Below are 20,857 nucleotides of genomic sequence, written 5' to 3'. Positions count from 1 at the left end.
CTCTTCCATCCAGGACGTTGAGTTCGACCCATCCGGCCATCAGACCGCTTCAGACACAGACGCGGATTTCAATTTCAACTGGGCGAGGACGGCGTCGAGGATCTCGAGACCGATCCGGACCTGGCGGCTTGTCAGGCACAACGGCGGACTGAACCGGACGGTACTCTGGCCGCAGGGGAGGAGCAACAGGCCTCTGTGGAACGCACGTTCGATAATCTCGTCCCGGAGGATCGAGTCGGGTTCCCCCTCAGAGCGGATCTCGAGCCCGATCATCAGGCCAAGTCCCCGGACCTCGTGGATGTTCGGATGCCGGCACGCGAGGGATTGCAGGCCTTCCCGAAGTTCCAAACCTCGAACTTCGGCATTCTTGCAATATCGGGATTCGACGAGGTCGAAGGTCGCGAGGGCCGCCGCGCAGGCGACCGGGTTGCCTCCGAACGTCGAGGCGTGGCTCCCGCTCGGCCAGTCCATGACTTCCGTCCGCGCGACGATGGCACCCAGGGGGAGCCCATTGGCGATGCCCTTGGCCAGGCAGACGATGTCCCCGGCCACGTCCCAATGCTCGGAAGCGAACATTTTACCGGTGCGACCGACACCCGACTGCACCTCGTCGAAGACCAGCAGGATCCCGTGTTCGTCGCAGAGTCGCCGCAGGCCAGGGAGGAAGTCGTCCGGCGGGATGAGGTATCCCCCCTCGCCCTGGATCGGCTCGACGAAGATCGCGGCCACCTCGTCTGGAGGGCATACCGTCCGGAAGAGGGCCCGGACAGATTCCAGGTCGCCGAACCGGGCGTGGTGGATCTCCGGCACGAGCGGCGAGAAACCCCTCCGCTGCATCGGCTTCGAGGCGGTCAAGGACATCGCGCCGTAGGTTCGCCCGTGGAAGGCGTTCAGGAATGCCATGGCACGATGCCGGCCGGTATGCCGACGCGCCAGCTTCAACGCCGCCTCGATCGCCTCGGCACCGCTGTTCGTGAAGAAGACCCGCTTCGCCCCGGGGCCCGGAGCGAGCCGGGCCAACCGCTCGGCGAAGCGAACCTGGGGACGGTAGTAGAAGTCGGTCCCGGACATGTGGACGAGTTGCCCCGCCTGCTTGCGAATCGCGGCGGTGACGCGGGGGTGGCAATGGCCGGCCGCCGTCACGGCGATGCCGGCCGTGAGGTCGAGGAACCGATTCCCGTCGAGGTCCTCGATCATCGCGCCCCGCGCCCGCTTCACGACGAGCGGGTAGACGCGGGTGTACGACGGCGACATCACCGCCTGGTCACGTTCCAACCAAGCGGACGCGCGGGGGCCGGGGAGGGGGCCGAGGATCCTGGGTTCGTCGCGATTCAAGCTCGTCATGATCGTCTCGCTCCCTCAAGGGGTTACCGTTGGACGTGGGGGAAGACTCCTCTCGGCGGAATGGACTCTCTCGGCGCAGGGCTCCCACCATTCTAAGGGCATTCTACGAAGCCATTTCAACCCCCAGGGTTCAGGCAACTCTACATACATAGGTGAAATTGAATCTCGACGGTTTTAGGCGATGCGGCTGACACGGCTCGATTCGATCGATCCCCGGTGTGGTTGCGCTTCGGAAGTCGCGGAGTGGTTCGTTGAGGTCCGACGATCGCGAGTCTCCCGAATCCGGGGGACGCTGAAAGTGAATGTGCGTAAACCTTCCCCAACCTCGACGCAATCCTCGCGTGGTGGAGGCCACGATCCCCTGGCGGAATCGAGGCATCCCTAGTCTTATACGGAGCTCGGGTCTCACGAGATCGACAGGGGTGGCCGTGGTCGGGGCGCCTGATCCCGGGTGGTTGGGAGACCGTCGAAATGATCAATACGGTGGTTGTCGGGTACGGTCTGGCTGGTCGGGCGTTTCATTGCCCGTTGATCCGACGACAACCTGGGATGCGACTCGTCGGCGTCGTGGCGCGCAACGCCGAGGTGCGCGTCTCGGCCGCCTCGGAATGCGGTGTCCGGGTTTACGCTGAACTTGATGAGGCCCTTGGCGACCTCGAGATTCAGCTCGTCGTCGTCGCCACTCCGCACGACTCACACGCGGACATCGCGGTGCGAAGTCTCGAGGCGGGGAAGGATTGCGTGGTCGACAAGGTGATGGCCCTGTCGGGCGCCGACGCCGACCGCATGATCGCCGCCCGGGACGCGTCGGGACGAATGCTGTCGGTCTTTCACAATCGGCGCTGGGATTGGGACTTCCTCACCGTGCGAGGCGTCCTGGCTCGAGGCTCGATCGGTCGACCGATCCTGATCGAGAGCGCGGTGTGTCGATTCGCACCGCCCCGATCCTGGCGAGGGCGGGCCGAGCTCGCCGGGACGATCCTTCACGACTGGGGGGCGCACCTCATCGACCAGGCCCTCAACCTCGGCTTAGGGCCTTGCCGGAGAGTCTCCGCCTGGATCCTCCCGGCTCCTTGGCCTGGCGTGGATAGCGGCGGACACGGCCGACTCGTCCTCGAGTTCGACAATACCTTGTTTCACGTCGAGACGAGCCGTGTCAGTGTCCTCGAGCGTCCACGGTGGTGGATCCTCGGGACCGAGGGCGGCTTCACGAAGTATGGCGTGGATCCGCAGGAGGAGGCCCTACGCGCCGGCGATATCGACGCCGCCGCAGAGAAGCATCCGCATCAGGGAACGCTTACACGTATTGATGCGAATGGCTCTCGGCACGAGACTCCCGTCGAGACCACCCGTGGCCACTGGGATTCCTACTACGCAAATATCGCCGACCACCTCAACAACGGCGTCCCGCTCGCCGTCACTGCGGAGCAGGCGCGAGACGTCGTGAGAATCCTGGAAGCCGCGACGACGTCGTCGACCCAAGGTTGCGCCATCGAGGGTCCCTGGGGAACCCTTTGTTGACGGACTGCCTCGAAACCCGTCGAAGACCCCGTTCGCGGGTTTCGGTTTCGCGGCGAGACGCAATATCCCTGAAGCATCGTTGTCGAGGGTGGCGTCGTAAACCCGGCCGTGTTGAACGAGCCGGGTTTCGGAGAAGACGCTCGGGTTTCGGAAGTCGTCAAGGCTCGCCGGCGGACGCGCCTGCGAGGGAAGGCGGAGATCCGCCCGCCAACTGGAAGGTACGAAGTCCGTCCAGCCGCCAGCGTCCCTTGTCAAGCTTCCAGTGGAGCTTGAGCTCGAGGGGCTCGACCGGACCTAACGACGCTCCCGCATTGCTGGCGAGGGCGGTGCCCGAGCCGGCACTGCCCACGGGATAGACGAAAGCCTCGGCCTCGCCGCTACGTTGCTTACGGTTCTCGTCGATGACCATCACCCGCACCTCGGTCTCCTTGTTCTTCCACTGCGAGCGGATCTTCACGAGCTTCGGGTGGACCGCGTCGAACCATCGGACGATATCGTCGACGGTGTCCTTGGTCGCGATTTCCTTCAGGTAGCCCAGGTCGTCGGCCGCGAATCGAATCGCGGTCGCCGTCGTGCAGTCGCTCAGGCTCTCGGGGGGCTGGGAAAAGATCATCCACCCGATCCCGAGGACGGCTACGACCCCGGCGGCGATCCCGGCTTGTTTCGGGGTGAACGACGTCAGGCTGTCCTTCAAGTTGGCGAAGTCATCCGCGCTCGGCAAGCGAGATGAGAGAGTGCTGGTCTGGGTCTCGGATTTCGGCACCTCGGTGTTCGGTTCACCAAGGATCGTCCGCCCCGAAGTGTTCATGTGGAACACGACGAAGCATTTCTTGCAAACGAGACGACTGTTGATTTTCTGGTTGGGAATCGATCCCCCGCGTCCGCACTTCGGGCACGCCAACTCGATCATCTCAGGGCTCCCGCATCAGGATAGGATGAACTATCGGAGTTCCGATCCTTCATGGGATGCTGCCAACGCTGATCCCAACTATACTTCGATTCGAAGACGCATGCATCAGCAAAAAGGGCCTGATACGGGCAAGATCTCAAAGGTTGCGCCCGTCCTATCCCAGCATGCATGTGTTTCAGCGTCGTCGGTCGGCGCAGCGGATCGACGACCGCCCGGCCTTCCCGCGACGTCCCGATTCCGGGATGCCTAAGGATGCAATGGTTCGGACTGCCGCTCCCGTGCTCGGGAGGTGTCGTGATACGGGATGTCTTCGAGCGGACAAGCCACCACACTCGACGTGGCCGAGGTTTGCCCATCGCCCCTTAATCGTGCAGTTTCACTGGCGTCGAGGAACCTGTCGTCATCCCCCAAGCATGATGCGACAATGGGCCGGGCGATGGCCCGGAATCGTCCTCGTGAGTCGAATTTGTTAGGATGTCGGGAACCGCATCGATGGGTTCTCGTCTCACGCAATCAGGGAATGGGAATGGTTGTTCGGAAAGTCTTGCCCCTCCGCGGTCCGAACGTATGGACACGCGTCCCGGTCCTCGAAGTGTGGGTGGATGCAATCGAGTGGACTTCGGAGGAGGCTTCCGAATTCGCGAGACAGATCGTTCACCGCCTCATTTCTTGCTCGGCAACGAATTCGAACAAGGCCCAAGGCCTGGTTGACCAGTTCCGCGACGCTCCGAATCCGGTGGAAACCCTGGCCCGACTCGTGCTGGCCGCCCAGATGGCCGCAGGAGAACCGGTCGACTTCCCGCCGTTATTTGGCAAGACCCAGGGGGGGGTGACGCGGTTCGCGGTTGGGTATCAGGTTGAGGAGGTCGCCCTCGCCGCCCTGAAGCTTGCGACGGGATGGCTCACGAAGGGGGCCGAAGTCGCCGACCTGGATGTCGAAGGCGAGATCCAGCGGTTGCGTGGTCTCTCGAAGCAATTCGGCTTCGGACCCAATACGGCGCCGGTCGTTGCCGCAGCTCGGGCGCGAGGCATCCCTGTCCGTCGGCTCAACTCCGAGAGCCTGATCCAGCTTGGATACGGCATCAAACAGCGCCGATTCCAGACGGCCGTGACCGATCGAACGAGCTCGGTGGCCGAGTCGATCTCCGACGACAAGGACCTGACGAAGTCGATGCTCCGCTCGGTCGGCGTCCCCGTCCCCGAGGGTCGGCCCGTCGTGGATGCCGAGGACGCATGGGCCGCCGCCGTCGAGCTCGGGGGGCCGGTGGTCGTCAAGCCTCTGGATGCCGACCACGGCGACGGGATCACCCTCAACCTCAAGGCCCGCGAACAGGTGCTGGCCGCCTACGACGAGGCCCGGAACTTCAGCTCTCAGGTCATGGTGGAACGCTATGCCCCGGGGGCCCATCACCGATTGCTCGTTATCGGCGACCGGGTCATCGCCGCGGCCAGGCGCGACTCCGCGCACGTCATCGGCGATGGGAAGCGGACTGTCCTCGAGCTTGTGGAGCACGTGAATCTCGACCCTCGCCGAGGTGTCGATGCGACGTCCCCATTGAAGAAGATCGTCCTCGACCCGATCGCGCTCGAGGTCCTCGCCGAACAGGGTTTTGACCCTGGTGCCATTCCTCCCGAGGGGCTCAGGGTCTACATCCGGCGCAACTCGCACATGAAAGACGGCGGGGACAACGTCGATGTCACCGACCAGGTCCACCCCGAGGTCGCCGCCCGGGCACTCGACGCGGTCAAGGTGATCGGGCTCGACCTGGCCGGCCTGGATGTCGTCGCGGAAGACATCGGCCGTCCCCTGGAAGAGCAGGGGGGAGTCATCCTCGAGGTCAATGCCAACCCCTGGCTCCGCCAACACCTCGCCCCCTGGAACGACCCGCCTCGCCCCGTGGGCGAGGCGATCGTCGAGGTCCTCTTCCCCGGCGGCGAAGATGGTCGAATACCGATCATCGCGGTCACGGGGACCAGCGGCAAGACGACGACGACGCGCATGATCGCCCACCTCCTCGCTCGCCAAGGGAGCGTGGTCGGCATGAGCTCGACCGACGGCATCTATGTCGCGGGGCGGCGGATCGCCACGGGCGATTGCAGCGGGCCACAGAGCGCCCAGACGGTCTTCCTCAACCCGGACGTCGAGGTCGCCGTCCTCGAGACGGCGCAGGGAGGGATCATTCGCGAAGGGCTTGCCTTCGACCGCTGCGACGTGGCCGTGGTCACGAACCTGGGCGAAGGGGACCATCTCGAGCTCCGGGGTATCGACACGCTGGACGAGCTCGCCAAGGTCAAGACGACGGTCGTCCAGGCGGTCTCACCCTCGGGAGTGGCCGTCCTGAAGGCCGAGGACGAACGGGTCGCCGCCATGGCGACCGAGTGCCGGGGCCAAGTCATCTGGTTCAGTCGAGACTCCGAACATCCTCGGATCCTCCGCCAAAGAGAGCAGGGGGGCCGGGCCTTGTTCGTCCGCGAAGGGGCGGTCATCCTGCTGAGCGGAGGGGTCGAGGAACCCTTGCTCTACTTGCCTCGAATCCCCATCACCTACGGCGGACGCGTCGGATTCCAGGTCGAGAATACCCTGGCCGTCATCGGCGCCGTCTGGGCTCTCGGGCTGTCGATCGATTCGATGCGTTACGGTCTCGAGTCGTTCGCGGGCGACCCGGACCAGATGCCCGCTCGTTTCAACGTCTGGGAAGTGGGCGGGGCGACTGTCGTGGTCGACTTCCCCCACAACGCGATGGCACTCGAGGCACTCGTCGAGTCGGCCGAGCAGATCGCCCACGAGCGTCGCGTCATCGTCTTCGCCGGCTGCAATCGCAGGGATGCCGACGTCATCCGACAAGGCGAGATCCTTGGCGACGGATTCGACCGGGTCATCCTGTACGAGGACCAGGGGAACCAGGACCGGCAAGACGGCGAGCTCAACGCCTTGCTCCGGCAAGGGTTCGCGGGACGAGGCCGAGCGAAGGAGCTTATCGAGGTTGTCGGGGAGCTCGAGGCGATCGAACTCGCCCTCCGAGGGCTCCGTCCCGGCGACCTCCTCATCCTCGGGGTCGAGCGGATCGAGGCCTCGCTCGATTTCATCCGTCAATACCTCGCGACGACCAACTCCATCGAAAGGTGAGCACGCGATGTTTTCGCTCGTCTTGGCGTGCCTGCTCGTCGGTCAGGCCGAAATCCCGAAGGGGTCGTCACGGATTGTCGTCGAACTCGACTCGGCGAAGCTGGAGGTCTTCACCTACAAGCCCGAAGGCTTCCGAGACGGGCCGATGCTGATGGTCTTCCACGGGATGCTCAGGGATGCGGACGTGTATCGCGACCACGCCCGATCGATGGGCGATCGTCATGGGATGCTCGTCGTGGCCCCTCGGTTCGACTCCGCACAATTCGGCGCCGGGAAGTACCAGCAAGGGGGCTTGAAGCGAGACGGGAAGGTCCAGCCCCGAGACGCCTGGACCTGGAGCCTCGTCCCGAGGATCGCGGAGAAGATCCGGGCGCTGGAGCATCGGGCTGAGATGCCCTATTACCTGATCGGGCACTCGGCGGGGGGCCAGTTCCTCGTCAGGTTGACGGGTTTCGTCCCGACCGAGGCGGCTCGGATCGTCGCCGCGAATCCGGGATCCGACCTCTTCCCGACGCGTGACCTCCCGTTCCCCTACGGCTTCGGGGCCTTGCCCGACGAGCTTTCCGGCGAGGACGCCCTGCGTGCCTATCTCGCCCGCCCGTTGACGCTCTACATGGGGACGAAGGATACCGACCGCGACGAAGATCTTGACACGAGCCCGGAGGCCGATCGGCAGGGACCCAATCGCTATGAACGAGGGAAGAACGGCTTCGAAGCCGCTCGCCGACTCGCCGTCGCGAAGGGATGGACGTTCGATTGGCGACTGGTCGAGGCCCCCGGCGTGGGGCACGACCACCAGGCCATGTTCGACGCCCCGGCCTGTCGCGATGCCCTCTTTGGAGCAGAAGCGTACAGGGGCAAGTGAGCGATGATCGACGGCCGTCGAGGGCATCATGGCTCTGCCGTCGATCGCGGGTTTCGGTCAGGGGGCCGGAACTGCCTGGGCGTGGGCCGAGAGCCATTGGGCGATGATGGGGAAACTCGTCTCCTTCGAGTTCAGGCCGACGAGGGCATCGTCGTGCCCGGCATCGACCGGGAGCCCTTTCGATGTGCCGAAGACGTAAAGGGTCTTGTCGGTCGAGCCGACTCGCTCGAAGAGCTCGCGTTGGACGCGAGGCGGGGCGAAGTTGTCCTTCTCGCCGCAACTGATGAAGATCGGAATCTTGATGTTGCCGACCGCCTGGGCGTAGTTGAACTGCCCCTTGGCGTCGAGGAGGACGCCCTTGTTGGAAAGCAATAAGTATTGCTGGAGCAGTCCGACGGCGGGGATGTCCGTGGCCCACCCCGAGAGCGCCTCGTAAACCTTGGGGCTGACGTTCTGCGGGTTGAAAAAGAGGTTGTAGACGCTCGTCCGAGTCTGGCTGAGGACCTCGTCGCGTCCGAGTTGACCTGACGTCTGTCGAAGCCTAGTCTGGATGAGTTCGGTGAGGAATCGGCGAGCGACCTGGCCTTCGGGCATCGTGACCTGACTGCCTACGGTGACGAGGCAGCCGATACCCGGGTTGGGGTAGCGGGCCAAGCAGCCGAGTGCCACGATCCCACCCATCGAATGTCCCACCCAAGCGACCGCGGGAGCCCCAGTCGTCCTGCGGACCAGTCGGACCAAGGCGGGGACATCCTGGCTGATGTGGTGGTCCATGGTCCAGTTGGCGTACTTCGGGTCGACTGTCGCGTATCCGGTCGGCCCGACCTTGCCGTGGGTCATGCGTCTCAAGGCCCCGCCGATCACCGCTTCGGGTGCGTCCTCGAGCCGCCAGACCCACTTCTGGCTGAGGCCGCAGCCTCGGAGACTCACCGCCCAGACGTCGAAGCCGAGGCTCGCCAGATAGGGAGCGAAGCCGCAAGACGGGTCGAGGTCCCAGAAGACGGCGTTATACGTCAATCCGTGGCAGAGGATGACGGGCATCGCACCCGGCCGGGCCGGCCCCGTCGGTTTGTAGCGATGCGCGACGAGCGTCCACCCGTCGGGAGTCTTGATAACAAACGGCTCTCCCCCTTGCTTCCGAGCTTCGGACGCCCCCTCTTGCGTCCCTCGAACGGGCAGGGCCTGGCGGAGTTGCTTCCGGGCCGCCTGTTCGAGGAATCGGCCGAAGTCATCCGCCACAACCGTGGAGGTCGCGGCGAGGACGAGGATCGTTGCAAGGATCGTTCTGGGCATCTCGTACCCTCCTGGCAGGCGAGCAATCGGAAGGCCGCTGGACGACCCTCCATCGGGGGGATGGCGCACCGGACCGTTCTCGTATCAAATTCTCCCATTTCTCGACAGTCGGCTTTCCGGAGGAATTCTCGATCCTCGACTCGTTCGATTCCGCCACGATTCACGACGAATGAACGCCCCCGGGATGGCCTGAAGCGAGTCCACTTCGAGAGAATCGATACCTGGGCGACACGACGCAAAATAGCTATTTATGAATAACGAAAAATCATGATTATAAACCAAGGCAATCCCTGCCCCTCTTCCATCCCGAGTCTACACATCGGAGCGGCGGTCGGCCCGGTTTCTGGGATCCGACCCACATCGGCGACCTCGCCCCTTCACACCGCAGAGGGCCATCGGAAGCTTTCGGGCTCATCCCTCGTCCGGAGTGCCGGAGGTGACGAGCTTTCTCATAACGCACCTTGACAGGGTTATGCCGAAACACTGAAATATCAGTGGTTTGACTCGCGATCCCCCCCCCATCGTCGAGATGAGTGCCTTGTCGTTACGACTGAGCGAACATCGACCCTGGTTCGCTGCGGCCTATCTCCTGGCCGTGTTGCTTGCGCCGTTGGCACACTCCCACGGTGCGGATGAAGCCGGGTCGGCGACGCGTTGCCTGGCCAGTTGCGACGATTCGACCCTCCACTTCTCCGGCCACCCCAGTCAGGGGATGGTCCATTTCGGCGACGACTGCCTCGCCTGCCAGTTTCGCTCGCAACACCTGGCGGCAGGACCCGACGAACCGGTCGTCTCAGACCGGATCCCGATCGCGGTGTTGCCGATCTTTTCCGAGGTCGACGACCGTCGCATCTCGACCTTCCGCTCATCGAGCCGAGCTCCTCCGCGCGTTTGAGGGTTCCCACCAACCCACTCCCGACGACCGGCGATCTCTTCGAAGATCGGCCGGCCCGGTCAACGTTGCGTTGAACTTACAAGCAAGGCTCGACACACCGAACGCGCAGAGCTGGGGACCACAAAAAGTCATCCTCGGCTTTGGCGTCGGTCGCGGAGGTCCTCCCATGTACGCACGGAATCAGCACCGTTCGAATCGCCGCTCGCATTCCAGTGGATTTACCCTGATCGAGCTCCTGGTCGTGATCAGCATTATCGGAGTGCTGATCGCCCTGTTACTGCCGGCCGTCCAGGCGGCTCGCGAGGCCGCTCGTCGACTCCAGTGCACGAATAATCTCAAGCAGATCGGCCTTGCGCTCCACAACTACCACGAGACCCACCGCGTCCTGCCTCCGGGGTATGCGAGTTACTGGAAGAAGGACGGCGGGGACGAAGGGAACGCGGAAGACGACATCGGCCAGGGTTGGGCGTGGGGGAGCTTCATCCTCTCCCATTTCGAACAGAAGCCCCTCTACGACGCCATCAACTTCAACCTGACGAAAACCTATCCCCAAAACTTCACCGCACAACTGTTGCGAGTCGGCGGATACCTCTGCCCCTCAGACTCGACGAAGCAGACCGTCCCGGTCCGCAACGAGGAGAATACGGACACGGTGTACACCGTCGGCTGCGGCAACTACATCGGCGTGTACGGACTTGGAGAGATCGGAGAGGCCCCCGGGCGGGGCACGGGGCTTTTCTACCGGAACAGCCGGGTGACCTTCGCCGATATGACCGACGGATCGAGCCAGACTTTCGCCATCGGGGAGCGGAGCCACAACCTCAGCTACGTGACCTGGACCGGCCGGGCCGTGGGAGGCTGGTTGTTCAAGACGTCGTCGTTCGAAGGTGGGAGCGACCGGTTTGCCGCCGAGCCCGAAGAGTCGTTCACGATGATCCTCGGGCCGATCGGCACGGAGGATGGCCCGAGGACTCCCAACCACCCCGAGGCCCACGTTGAGGATTACTGGAGCCGACACCCCGGCGGGGTCAACTTCCTCTTCGGTGACGGCTCGGTCCACTTCATCAAGGATCAGATCAGCCCGACCGTCTATCGTTCCCTCGCGACGAGGGCTGGCGGCGAAGTCATTTCGGCCGATTCCTACTGATTGCCCAGCCTGAGGAGGGCCGCTCCGGCCCTCCTCATCCGCGAAACGAAGAGCAACCCATCAGAATGCTCTGAATCGTTCGTCCGAGTGGACTTCAGCGACACGGCGTGGGAAACTTGGCGAGGATCGGAAGACGCCGCACCGGGTAGCGGCGTCCGATGCCAACTTTCCACTCCCCACGTCCTGAGGATACGGAACGATGCCAAACGACGGCCATGCGTCGAGATCGGGCCGTCGGGCCAGGGCATCTCATGAGACCCGTCCAACGAGATCGAGAACGAGCCTCCATCGGAAACGGCTATCGCCGACGTGGAGTCTCGTCTTCGTCCTCTTCCTCCTCGGTACCGGGCGAGCCAAGGGGGGTGAAGTCCCGAGTCCCGAGTCTCATCTCGGCTTTCGAGCCGGCGCGGACTTCCACCTGGCACCTTGGTCGAAGGTCGTCGACTATTTCCGCGAGGTGGACGAGGCGTCGGATCGGGTCTCGGTGCGTGAGCTCGGCCGGACCACCGAGGATCGCCCGTATCTCGTCGCGGCGGTCGCCGCACCCGAGACCTTGCGGTCCGTCGCCAAGTATCAAGACATTCAACGGCGATTGACCGACCCTCGACTCCTCGCGTCCCCTGCGGAGACTGCCGACCTCGTCGCGGCGGGGAAGACCGTCGTGGTCATCTCGTGTTCGATCCACTCGAACGAGGCCGCCTCGACCCTGATGGCGATGGAGCTCCTCCACGAGCTCGCGACGCGGGACGACCCGATAACCCGAGAAATCCTCGGTTCGACGATCCTCCTCTTGGTCCCCTCGGCCAATCCTGACGGCGTCGACAAGGTTGCGAAATGGTATGAACGATCGAAGGGGCATCCGTGGGAAGGGAGCGGAATGCCCGAGCTCTACCACGCCTATGCCGGCCACGATACCAATCGCGACTGGTTCATGCTCAACCTGAAGGAGACCCGGCTCCTCACCCACCTCCTCTACAGGGAATGGTTCCCGACGATCCTCTACGATGTCCACCAGATGGGGACTCGCGGGGCCCGGATCTTCGTCCCGCCGTTCCACGACCCGGTCAATCCAAATATCGACCGCCGGATTCACCAGTCGATCGCGATGCTCGGCGCCCACATGGCGGCCGACCTGGCCACCGCGGGAAAGCCCGGCGTCCTCACCAATGCGATGTACGACAACTGGTGGAACGGAGGAAACCGGACCACCCCGCAACGACACAACATCGTCGCGATCCTGACCGAGGCCGCCAGCGTTCGGATGGGGACGCCCATCTTCCTCGAAAAAGATGAGCTTCGCGGTGGGTCCCGAGGATTTCGCGACCACGCCGCCGCCGCCAATTTCGTCGAGCCCTGGGCGGGCGGATGGTGGCGACTCCGAGACATCGTCGACTACGAGTTGATCTGTGCCCGTTCGCTGCTCTCGCTTGCCGCGCGGTACAGGACGCACTTCCAGTCGAATCTCCAAGCGATGGGGCAAGAAGCAATCGCGTTGGGCAAGAGCTCTCCCCCATTCGGTTGGGTTGTCCCGAACGACACCCAAGACCCTGGCACCGCCGCGGAGATGGTCCGAATCCTCCACGAAACCGGAATCGAGGTGGAGCGGGTGACCGAAAACTTCCAGGCGGGGGGCGTGACCTTTCCTGCGGGATCATGGATCCTGCCGGCCGCCCAACCGTATCGTGCCCACCTCAAGGACATGCTCGAGTCGCAGGCCTACCCTTCGCGCTTCAACGGGAAAGGAGAAGCCGAGGCCCCTTACGACGTCGCCGGCTGGACCCTCCCCCTGCAGATGGGAGTCCGCACCGTCGCGGTTGCCGAGCCGTTTCGCGTCGAGGCGAAGTCGCTCGAGCGAATTGACCCCCTTCGAGGTCGAAGGACCGGCGCGGAGAAACCGACCTACTGGACGATCGCCAATCGATCCAATGACGACTTCATCGCCCTGAACGCGCTCGTGGACGCCGGTGTCGATGTCCAACAAGTGATCCGGGGACCCGCAGATCAGACCGGCTTTGTTGTGATTTCGAAAGAGGAAGCCGAGACGCCGCTCGGTACGTTGGGTTTCCCCGCGAATGAGATGACTCGATCAGTCCTCGACCGGGTCTTCACCCAAATATCAACGAATGTCGTGGGGAGGGAAGGGACTTGGCCCGGTTCGCGAACGACCCGAAGACTGCGGCCCGCTCGAGTCGGCGTTTATCAACCCTGGGTCCCGAGCATGGACGAAGGCTGGACTCGCTGGGTGCTCGAGAGATTTCGGTTCAAGTACACCACGCTGCACAACTCCGATATCCGCGTCGGCCGCCTCAGAGATCGGGTCGAAACGCTGCTGCTCCCTTCGATCGAGCCGAAGCCCCTGCGTGACGGGTTCCAAGCGGGACAGACCGAGCCGCGATTCGAGGGCGGCCTGGGGCGTGAGGGGGTCGAAGCCCTCCGCGCATTCGTCACGGAAGGGGGGACGCTGGTCTGCCTCGAAGATTCCTGCAACTTTGCCATCGAGGAACTCGGACTCCCAGTCGTCAACGTCCTCAAGAATCTAGACACGCCGAGTTTCTTCGGGCCCGGCTCGATCCTCAGCTTGCGAAAGACCTCGGGGGACCATCCGTTGACATTCGGCGTTCCCGACAAGGTTTCCGGGTACTTCGACCGTTCGCTCGCCTTCGAGCCGAACCCCAAGGATGGCGCGCACTCCGGGGTCGAAACCGTCCTGACCTACGCGAACGAGAACGTGCTCGAAAGTGGATGGCTACTTGGCCCGTCGCACGTCCAAGGCAAGGCCGCTCTCGTCGTCGTACCCCTCGGCAAAGGGTCTGTCGTCCTGTTCGGCTTCCCGCCCCAACACCGAGGCCAGACCCACGGCACGTTCCGACTCCTCTTCAACGCCTTGCTTGCCGGCGGGGAGCGGGATCGTCGGAGCCCCGAGTCGTCGCTACCGACTACGCCCGAAGAAAAGGCCGACCACACCAAGCCCGGCGCCGGCGGCCATGCTGAGGCTCGATGAGGTCAAGAATGGGATCCCGAGCCCTGGCCCAAGTAATGCGATGCCGGCTGCGGGGATTGCGAACATCGACATCTTCGGGCCACGGAAGAGAGACGAGGCGAGGAGGATCAGCCCGGCAACCCCCGGGCTGAATGTATTGAAGTAGCGGGAGGCGATCCGACTCGGGAGGAACGGCACGCGCAGCGGTCGAGTCCTGGACGTGTCGATCGCGATCCGAGGTGCGTCGACCTTCGCATGCTCGACTTTCCCCGTCTGCACGACCTTGGTCCCCGCCTCCTTCACCTGAGATCCGACTTCCTGGGCGGCTTTGGCCACGGCTTTCATATTCTCATCCGTGAGCATTTCGTTCTGGTGGAGCCAGAGCAGGCAACTCGCAAGTAGGGCGGCCCCCGCGAGGAACCGAGGTTTGGGGCCCAGGATCGCGTTCAAGGGGCCGTCGTGGCGCGGGCCGTAGAGGCCGGACTCGCGTTCGACGAGGACCGCTTCGGGCTTCTCGGCCGCCTCGCGGAGGGCCTTGCCGATCGGTGGCCTCGACGTCCGAAGTGCGGAGGGGGCGCGGGAGGCTTCCTGGATCTCGGCGGCCATGGTCACCATCGCTTCGGCCGCCCGTTTCGCCTTGCGGCGGGCCGTGACCAGGTTCACCCCCTGCGCCTCCAGGCTCCGTTCCTCGATCTTCTCGAAGAGCTTTCGCTCTCGCGCCTCCCGCCTCGAGCGCTGCTTCGCCTCGATCCACTGGACGATCGGATCACGCCAGGCCCCGTATTTCTTGCGAGGGAGTCCACGCTCGCCACGCCCCCAACGATCCCTCGCGGCGAGCTTGGCGTCGTACCCGAAGAGGGCCTCATAGAATTCCTCCCAACGCTCACCGCTGTATTTGCACACGAACTGGCGGAGCAAATCCTCGTCGAGGCCTTGCAGCCGCATGCTGCGGAGCAATTCCAACGTTTTCCCGACCGACTCCAACCGCTCCGCTTCGATCTTCCGATCGAGGGCGAGATGGAGGCCGAGGGCGATCAGCACGGCGAGGATCCCGAAGGCAACCCAGGCCCAGAGTAACCCGGCCACGAGGACGACGGTGAGCGCGAGGACCACCCCCGCCGCGATCATCAGCCAGTCGACGATCGAACCGCCCAGGACCAACTCTCGAGACTTTACGAAGAGGTGCGTCTTCTCGCGGGACCCCTTGATGATGAAGTAGGCGAACGCCGTCATGAGGCCCAGCCCGAGGAATCCTCCGGCCAGTACGAACTGCCTCGCGAGCAGCCCCAGGACCACGACGGCGCCACACCCGGCCGCGATTCCCAGGAGCACGTTCGGGCGGAGTCGTGCGGTCGGCGAATCGTTGAACGTATCGACACACTCGACGAGCAAATTGGCGTGTTCCTCACGCGGCGAGAACGTCCCGGAGCCGCTGATCCCCAGGTAGGACTCGAAGACCTTGATCACTTCGGAGAGGTTTGCGTAACGATCCTCGGGACGCTTGGCGACCATCTTGAGGATGATCTCGGACAGGGCCCTAGGGACACGCTTGACGATGGTCTCCGGCGGGATGATTGGCTCGGTTTGATGCTTGCTCATCAACTCGAAGACCGATTTCCCTTCGAAAGGGGGGCGGCCGGTGATGAGATGATAGAGCGTGCAGCCGAGCGAATAGATGTCGGCCCGATGGTCCACCCCGGCGGCATCACGCGCCTGCTCGGGCGCCATGAACGCGGGGGTTCCCATCGCGACATTCGCGAGGGTGATCGAACCACCTCCCGGCGTCGCGAACGGGATGTCCCCTGGCGCGGCCACGGGTGTCGTCCCGTTCTCACGCGCGATCTCGGCTTCGGCCGCGGCCGGTGTCTTCACCAGGCCGAGGTCGGCCACTTTCACGACCCCCTGGTCGTTGAGCAGAAGGTTGTCGGGTTTGATGTCCCGATGGATCATGCTCTGATCGTGGGCCGACTTCAGCCCGCGAGCCGCCTGGAGGATGTAGCCCACGGCCACTTCCGGGTCGAGTTTCTTCTGCGTGCGGACGAGGTCGGAGAGCGTACGGCCGCGAACGAACTCCATGCTGAAATAGCTGGTCCCGCGGTCCTGGCCGAAATCATAGATCTGGACCACGTTGTGGTGGACGAGCTGCGCGGCCGCATACGCTTCCCTCGTGAATCGTGAGACGAAGGTCGGATTCGTGGCCCACTCCGGCCTCATCACCTTCAGCGCGACGTCGCGATCGAGCGAGAGTTGCCGGGCCAGATACACGGCCCCCATCCCGCCCCGGCCCAACTCCTTAAGGATCTGGTACCCGCCGAGCGTGCTCGGGATCTCCCCGGGTCGTTGGCCTGAATCCGATCCCTCGCCCAGGGCCCCCGTCGCCAGCTCGAAACCTTGCGACGAACTACCCGAGATCGTCGCCTCGGTCCCCGCCCCTCGAGTTGCCGCCTCGGTCGCCTGGGGCTTCCATTCCCCGGTCGCGGGCGGATTTGCCCCGGCCAACAACGTCTCCGCGACCGTGGGGAGTTGCGAATTTGTTGGATTTGAGGGAGTAGTCGCCGACGTTTCGCCGGGGTTCCACTCGCGCGTCTCGTCCGCCGCCGCGGCCGGGATAGTGGGCATCGTCCCCGCGGCCTTGGGATCAACCTCGGTCGGCAGTTCGGACTCGCGTTCGGAGCGGAGGCCGGAAACGACCGGGGACGCCTCGGGGTCGCTCGGGACCGCGAGCAGGAACTTCTTCGCGCACGACGGACACTTCGTGGTGTAACGCCCCGGCTTGGCGCCCTTGTACCCGATCGGATTCCGGCAGTAAGGGCATTGGATCGGCACGAGCGAAACTCCTGAGAGGCCTGGGCGAGCGAGCGAGGATGGCGGGAGAACGTCGAAAAGATTCGGATTTTCTCATGCGAATCGAGAATGTGGCTCGCGCCACTATTGGTGGGAAGCGCCGGGACAGAGTCAAGCACTTTCCTCATCTCTGAAAACCTTCGTCCTGGAATCGATCGTTCGTCGAGAGGGTCGAATGAATCACCCCGAGAACTTTCGAGAATTCGGATCTGACGGATCGAAGTGCTTGGGCTCCGACCGGGGAAGTGAAAGGATCGCCAGGAAAGATTGCGAGCAGTCTGCGAGTTGGGCCGATAGTAGGGGTTGGAGGGGGGCGATCCTCGCCGGGCTGTGGTTGGCCGGGGCCTTCTCTCCGCTCCGATGGATGGACCGAGGGCGCTTGCCGATGAATCGGTTGCGACGGGGAGACGCCCGCGCGGAGCTTGCGCCTGCACATGCGCATGCACATCTGCTGGAACCGGCCGGGCAAGGAATGCCCGGCCTGGCCCAGCTTCTGGTCGAGGGTGGTGCCGAGGTGACAGGGACGACCCAATGTCCCCAACCCTCCGTCGACCGGCTGAGGCGGATTGGAGCGTCGATACGCGTGGGCGATCGGGACGCGAGGTGTCCCGACGGAGTCCACCATCTCATCGTCCGTCCCGACGTCGGGCACACCCACCCCGTGCGCTTGTCGGCCCTCCGTCGGGGGGTCCCGCTCTCGACGCCCGGACAGTGGCTGACCGAATCGATGCGTCATACCTTCGGCCTTGCGGTCGCCGGCAGGCGTGAGGCGGGGGTGACCGCGGCGATGATCGGTTGGATCCTGACGAACGCGGGGATCGACCCCAGCGTCATGGTCGAGACCCCGGTCCCCCAATTGGGGGGGTGGGCACGCAGCGGCGACGGGCCCCATTTCATCGTCGAAGTCCTCGACGAAGGGGCGGAGCTCGCCCCACTGGGACCTCGCCTCGCGATCCTGCTCGATCTCGTCGGGCCGCACGACACGGAACGCGAGGCCAGGATCTCGGCCCTCCGTCGATTCGCCGCGTCGGTCCCGGGCGACGGCCTGATCCTGGCCCATGAGCCCAACGCCCTCGTCCGCGAGGCGTTGCGCGACGTCGCGTCGCCCGTCGAGGAGATCTCCCTCGACCGAGGTTGCACCTGGTGGGGTGCCGACCTTCGCGAGGAGTCCGGTCGCTATCGGTTCCGGGCCTTCTACCGGGGACGATTCGCGAACGAAGTCCGCCTGCGAGTCCCGGGACATCGCAATGTGGTCTCCGCCCTGGCAGCGATCGCGGCCTGTGCCCGATTGGACGTCCCCTCGGCCGAGGTCAAAGAAGGCCTGGAAGAGTTTACGGGCCTTTCGCGCGATTTCGAGTCCCGCGGAAGCTATCGAGGTGTTACTCTGGTGGATGACGAGGGGCGCGACCCCTCGTCGGTCTCGGATTCGTTGGCGATCGGCCGACAGGCGTTCGGCAAGCGCCGACTCTGGGCGGTGTATCATTGCGGCGACGGCTGGATCCCCGAGGAGGATGTGGGGACGTTCACGTCCGCCTTCGCGGCGGCCGACCGAGTCTTGATCATGGACGGCCATTCGGCCCCCGCGGGCGAATGCGGCTCGAATCTGGTGGTTCGCGAACTGGTCGCGGCCGGGGTCTGGGCGTGTCGGGCGGTCGACCTGGACGACGCCCTCCGGACCTTGGATCGGGACCTCGAACCGGGTGATGTGCTGGTAGCCCTCGGGGCCGGCGAAGTGGGAACGATAGCCGATGCATTTATTCGACGACTTCCGCGCGATCATCAAGGCTGATGAGTCCTTGGCCCCCCACGTCTGGTTCCGTCTCGGGGGGCCGGCGGCGTTCCTGGCCCGGCCTCGCAACCTCGACGAACTCCTGGGGCTCCTTCGACGCTGCCGGTCCGAGTCCTACCCGTTCAAGATCCTGAGCGGTGGCTCGAACGTCCTCGTGCGCGACGAAGGCGTCAAGGCGCTGGTGATCCATCTCGAGAGCCCGGCGTTCTCGGACGTGACGATCCGGGGTCCCATCGTCGAAGCCGGCGCCGCGGTCCCGCTCACCGCCCTGATCTCGCAGACGGCCCGCGCCGGCCTGGCCGGACTCGAGTTCCTCACCGGGATTCCGGGGACCGTCGGAGGCGCCCTGCGCGGCAATGCGGGGGACCGCCAGGGTTCGATCGGCCAGCGCGTCCGGAAAGCGACCGTCATCGACGCCTCCGACGAGGTCCAGGTACGCGACCGCGACGACCTGAGCGTCACCGACCTCGAATCGAACCTGGATGAACCCGTGATCCTGTCGGCCGAGTTCGAGTTGGAACAAGCCGACCCCGAGACCGTCGTGCGTCGGATGCGCCGGATCTGGATCGTGAAGAAGGAGAATCAGCCGTACGGCCACCAGTCCTCGGGGTGTATCTTCAAGAATCCGAGCCCCGACCTTCCCGCCGGGACCCTGATCGAACAGGCCGGGTTGAAGGGAACCCGCGTCGGCGGCGCCGAGGTCTCCGACCGACACGCCAATTTCATCGTCGCCCAGCCGGGAGCGACGGCAACCGATGTCCTCAATCTGATGGAGCAAATCCGCCAGCGCGTCTGGCAGCAGTTCGGGTACGATTTGGAGCCGCAAATCCAGATCTGGTGAGGGGGACTGATCCGTCTCTGCTCCCTTACGAACCGATGCCCTCGGGACCGATCGCCAGGAGTTTCTCTACATGGAGCCTCGGGAGTCGCCAAGGACCGGCCGATCCGAGGGGACGATGCGCGATCCGAGCACTCCGGGCGATCCGAATCGGTTCGCTCGCTTCGTCCGAACTCCTGCCGTCCGCCGGCTTGCACTCTCGCGCATCGGGCTCGCGGTCCTGGCGAGCGTCGGGGCTTTGATACTCTGCCTGTTCGCCAGCTCGCGCTTGCTGAGTTCGCTCTCGTCGTGGCTCCACGCCCAGCCCCAATACCAGCTCACGCTCGAATCCATCACCTTCGATCCGCCGCTCCCTCCCTGGTATCGCGGCGGCAAGGCCGCCTTCTTGAAGCGGGTCGGGATCCCGGTCTCCGACCTTCCCGCCGACTCGAAGGCGAAGTCGGGGGCCGAATCGGACGCGCCCACCTCGACCTCCGCACTCGACCTCGATCTCAAGATGGTTTCCAAACGGCTCGAAACTTACTGCTGGGTCAAGAAATTCGGCGGCATCCACCGGTCCTCCCCCAACCGACTGCGGATCTCTCTGAGTCTCCACCTTCCGGTCGCCTTCGTCGACCTGAGAGAGTCGAAACGGCGAATCCCGCTCGACTACGGCGACCTCGGTGAGTCGGACCGGCTGATCCTCGACGAGAACGCTTTCATCCTCCCCACTGAGGATTTCGACCCCTCGAAGGCAGGTCCGTTGCTCCGGATTTCCAGGATCGCGGCGCCTCCCTCGAACCCGAAAGAGGGGATGGCATGGAAGCGGCGCGACCCCGAGACGGGCGTCGACGTGAAGGACGACATCGTCGCCGAAGCCGCGAAGCTCGCCGGTTTCGTGAAGGCCGCCCAGGAAGAGGACCGAGGAAAACTTTCGAACAAGCGCAGGTTCGTCTCGGTGTTCGCCCGGGTCTCGGGCGTAGGGTCGACGTCGACAACCGGTCGTCCCCAGCCCACGAGAGACGATTTACGGCTTTGCATCCAGAGCAAAGAAGGCCTGTGGGTCTTTTGGGGCGACGCCCCCGGCCAGGAGAGGCCCGGGACGTTGACCGCCACCGAGAAGTGGTCGAAGGTCCGAGACTGGTTGGCACGTCACGACGCATCCGACATGCGAGCCTTCTTCTACCTCGCGTTCACGCCGACCGACATCGTGTACGTGCAGGGAAAGAGGCCAGGGAATTGATTCGGGCGGTCGGGAGAATGGAGCGAGTGACTGTCCCGTTGTGGTAGGGGGACGGTGCGTGCGCGTTTCCGCGACCGTCCAC

13 protein-coding genes are annotated in these 20,857 nt (G+C 64.4%); 9 read left to right on the top strand and 4 right to left on the bottom strand.

The features are described 5' to 3' along the window. Window positions 1-39: 39 nt before the first annotated feature. Window positions 40-1,344, bottom strand: coding sequence for an acetyl ornithine aminotransferase family protein (locus ACYOEI_RS04055; RefSeq protein WP_462848029.1), 1,305 nt, complete (start codon window positions 1,342-1,344; stop codon window positions 40-42). Between the two features lie 471 nt (window positions 1,345-1,815). Here ACYOEI_RS04055 and ACYOEI_RS04050 point away from each other — a divergent pair, with 471 nt between their 5' ends. Next, a complete protein-coding gene (locus tag ACYOEI_RS04050; RefSeq protein ID WP_462848028.1) occupies window positions 1,816-2,865 on the top strand; it encodes a Gfo/Idh/MocA family oxidoreductase in 1,050 nt (349 codons plus the stop codon). A 157-nt stretch (window positions 2,866-3,022) separates the two neighbouring features. Here ACYOEI_RS04050 and ACYOEI_RS04045 read toward each other — a convergent pair whose 3' ends face one another. Then, complete coding sequence (locus ACYOEI_RS04045) at window positions 3,023-3,775, bottom strand: hypothetical protein (protein WP_462848027.1); 753 nt, start codon at window positions 3,773-3,775, stop codon at window positions 3,023-3,025. Between the two features lie 520 nt (window positions 3,776-4,295). Between ACYOEI_RS04045 and ACYOEI_RS04040 the strand changes: the two genes are divergently transcribed. Together ACYOEI_RS04040 and ACYOEI_RS04035 are read left to right on the top strand one after the other, a co-directional pair. Next, complete coding sequence (locus tag ACYOEI_RS04040) at window positions 4,296-6,902, top strand: cyanophycin synthetase (RefSeq protein ID WP_462848026.1); 2,607 nt, start codon at window positions 4,296-4,298, stop codon at window positions 6,900-6,902. Window positions 6,903-6,909: 7 nt separating this feature from the next. Beyond that, window positions 6,910-7,767: an alpha/beta hydrolase family protein gene (locus ACYOEI_RS04035; protein WP_462848025.1), complete on the top strand. Its 858-nt coding sequence runs from the start codon at window positions 6,910-6,912 to the stop codon at window positions 7,765-7,767. 57 nt (window positions 7,768-7,824) lie between these two features. On the opposite strand, the gene ACYOEI_RS04030 is transcribed toward ACYOEI_RS04035, so the two are convergent. After that, entirely contained in the window at window positions 7,825-9,060 is a 1,236-nt protein-coding gene (locus ACYOEI_RS04030; RefSeq protein ID WP_462848023.1) for an alpha/beta hydrolase, read from the bottom strand. A gap of 538 nt (window positions 9,061-9,598) precedes the next feature. Here ACYOEI_RS04030 and ACYOEI_RS04025 point away from each other — a divergent pair. From ACYOEI_RS04025 to ACYOEI_RS04015, 3 genes are all read left to right on the top strand, one after another. Continuing rightward, window positions 9,599-9,955, top strand: coding sequence for a hypothetical protein (locus ACYOEI_RS04025; protein WP_462848021.1), 357 nt, complete (start codon window positions 9,599-9,601; stop codon window positions 9,953-9,955). 166 nt (window positions 9,956-10,121) lie between these two features. After that, complete coding sequence (locus ACYOEI_RS04020) at window positions 10,122-11,102, top strand: DUF1559 family PulG-like putative transporter (RefSeq protein ID WP_462848020.1); 981 nt, start codon at window positions 10,122-10,124, stop codon at window positions 11,100-11,102. A 199-nt stretch (window positions 11,103-11,301) separates the two neighbouring features. After that, window positions 11,302-14,103 (top strand): M14 family metallopeptidase, encoded by a 2,802-nt coding sequence (locus tag ACYOEI_RS04015; RefSeq protein WP_462848019.1) that lies wholly within the window; start codon window positions 11,302-11,304, stop codon window positions 14,101-14,103. Here the strand turns inward: ACYOEI_RS04015 and ACYOEI_RS04010 are convergent. Continuing rightward, on the bottom strand, window positions 14,032-16,908 hold the full coding sequence (locus ACYOEI_RS04010; RefSeq protein WP_462848018.1) for a serine/threonine-protein kinase: 2,877 nt from the start codon (window positions 16,906-16,908) through the stop codon (window positions 14,032-14,034). The two genes, ACYOEI_RS04015 and ACYOEI_RS04010, sit on opposite strands and share 72 nt — an antisense overlap. A gap of 403 nt (window positions 16,909-17,311) precedes the next feature. On the opposite strand from ACYOEI_RS04010, the gene ACYOEI_RS04005 reads away from it, so the two are divergent. The 3 genes from ACYOEI_RS04005 to ACYOEI_RS03995 all read left to right on the top strand — a co-directional run bounded on the left by ACYOEI_RS04005 (window position 17,312) and on the right by ACYOEI_RS03995 (window position 20,775). After that, window positions 17,312-18,715, top strand: coding sequence for a Mur ligase domain-containing protein (locus ACYOEI_RS04005; protein WP_462848017.1), 1,404 nt, complete (start codon window positions 17,312-17,314; stop codon window positions 18,713-18,715). Beyond that, complete coding sequence (gene murB / locus ACYOEI_RS04000) at window positions 18,675-19,556, top strand: UDP-N-acetylmuramate dehydrogenase (RefSeq protein ID WP_462848016.1); 882 nt, start codon at window positions 18,675-18,677, stop codon at window positions 19,554-19,556. Before ACYOEI_RS04005 ends, murB begins: the two co-directional genes overlap by 41 nt. 70 nt (window positions 19,557-19,626) lie before the next feature. Next, complete coding sequence (locus ACYOEI_RS03995; protein ID WP_462848015.1) at window positions 19,627-20,775, top strand: cell division protein FtsQ/DivIB; 1,149 nt, start codon at window positions 19,627-19,629, stop codon at window positions 20,773-20,775. The last annotated feature ends 82 nt before the right edge of the window (window positions 20,776-20,857 follow it).

This window comes from Singulisphaera rosea, assembly GCF_054877945.1.
Note: the sequence above shows the minus strand (reverse complement) of the source record. Positions and strands in the feature narration are given on the sequence as shown.

Bases quoted from the DNA above. Each gene is read 5' to 3' on its own strand.
- ACYOEI_RS04055 (WP_462848029.1), bottom strand. From the start codon at position 1,344: ATGACGAGCTTGAATCGCGACGAACCCAGGATCCTCGGCCCCCTCCCC.
- ACYOEI_RS04050 (WP_462848028.1), top strand. From the start codon at position 1,816: ATGATCAATACGGTGGTTGTCGGGTACGGTCTGGCTGGTCGGGCGTTT.
- ACYOEI_RS04045 (WP_462848027.1), bottom strand. From the start codon at position 3,775: ATGATCGAGTTGGCGTGCCCGAAGTGCGGACGCGGGGGATCGATTCCC.
- ACYOEI_RS04040 (WP_462848026.1), top strand. From the start codon at position 4,296: ATGGGAATGGTTGTTCGGAAAGTCTTGCCCCTCCGCGGTCCGAACGTA.
- ACYOEI_RS04035 (WP_462848025.1), top strand. From the start codon at position 6,910: ATGTTTTCGCTCGTCTTGGCGTGCCTGCTCGTCGGTCAGGCCGAAATC.
- ACYOEI_RS04030 (WP_462848023.1), bottom strand. From the start codon at position 9,060: ATGCCCAGAACGATCCTTGCAACGATCCTCGTCCTCGCCGCGACCTCC.
- ACYOEI_RS04020 (WP_462848020.1), top strand. From the start codon at position 10,122: ATGTACGCACGGAATCAGCACCGTTCGAATCGCCGCTCGCATTCCAGT.
- ACYOEI_RS04015 (WP_462848019.1), top strand. From the start codon at position 11,302: ATGCCAAACGACGGCCATGCGTCGAGATCGGGCCGTCGGGCCAGGGCA.
- ACYOEI_RS04005 (WP_462848017.1), top strand. From the start codon at position 17,312: ATGAATCGGTTGCGACGGGGAGACGCCCGCGCGGAGCTTGCGCCTGCA.
- murB (WP_462848016.1), top strand. From the start codon at position 18,675: ATGCATTTATTCGACGACTTCCGCGCGATCATCAAGGCTGATGAGTCC.
- ACYOEI_RS03995 (WP_462848015.1), top strand. From the start codon at position 19,627: ATGGAGCCTCGGGAGTCGCCAAGGACCGGCCGATCCGAGGGGACGATG.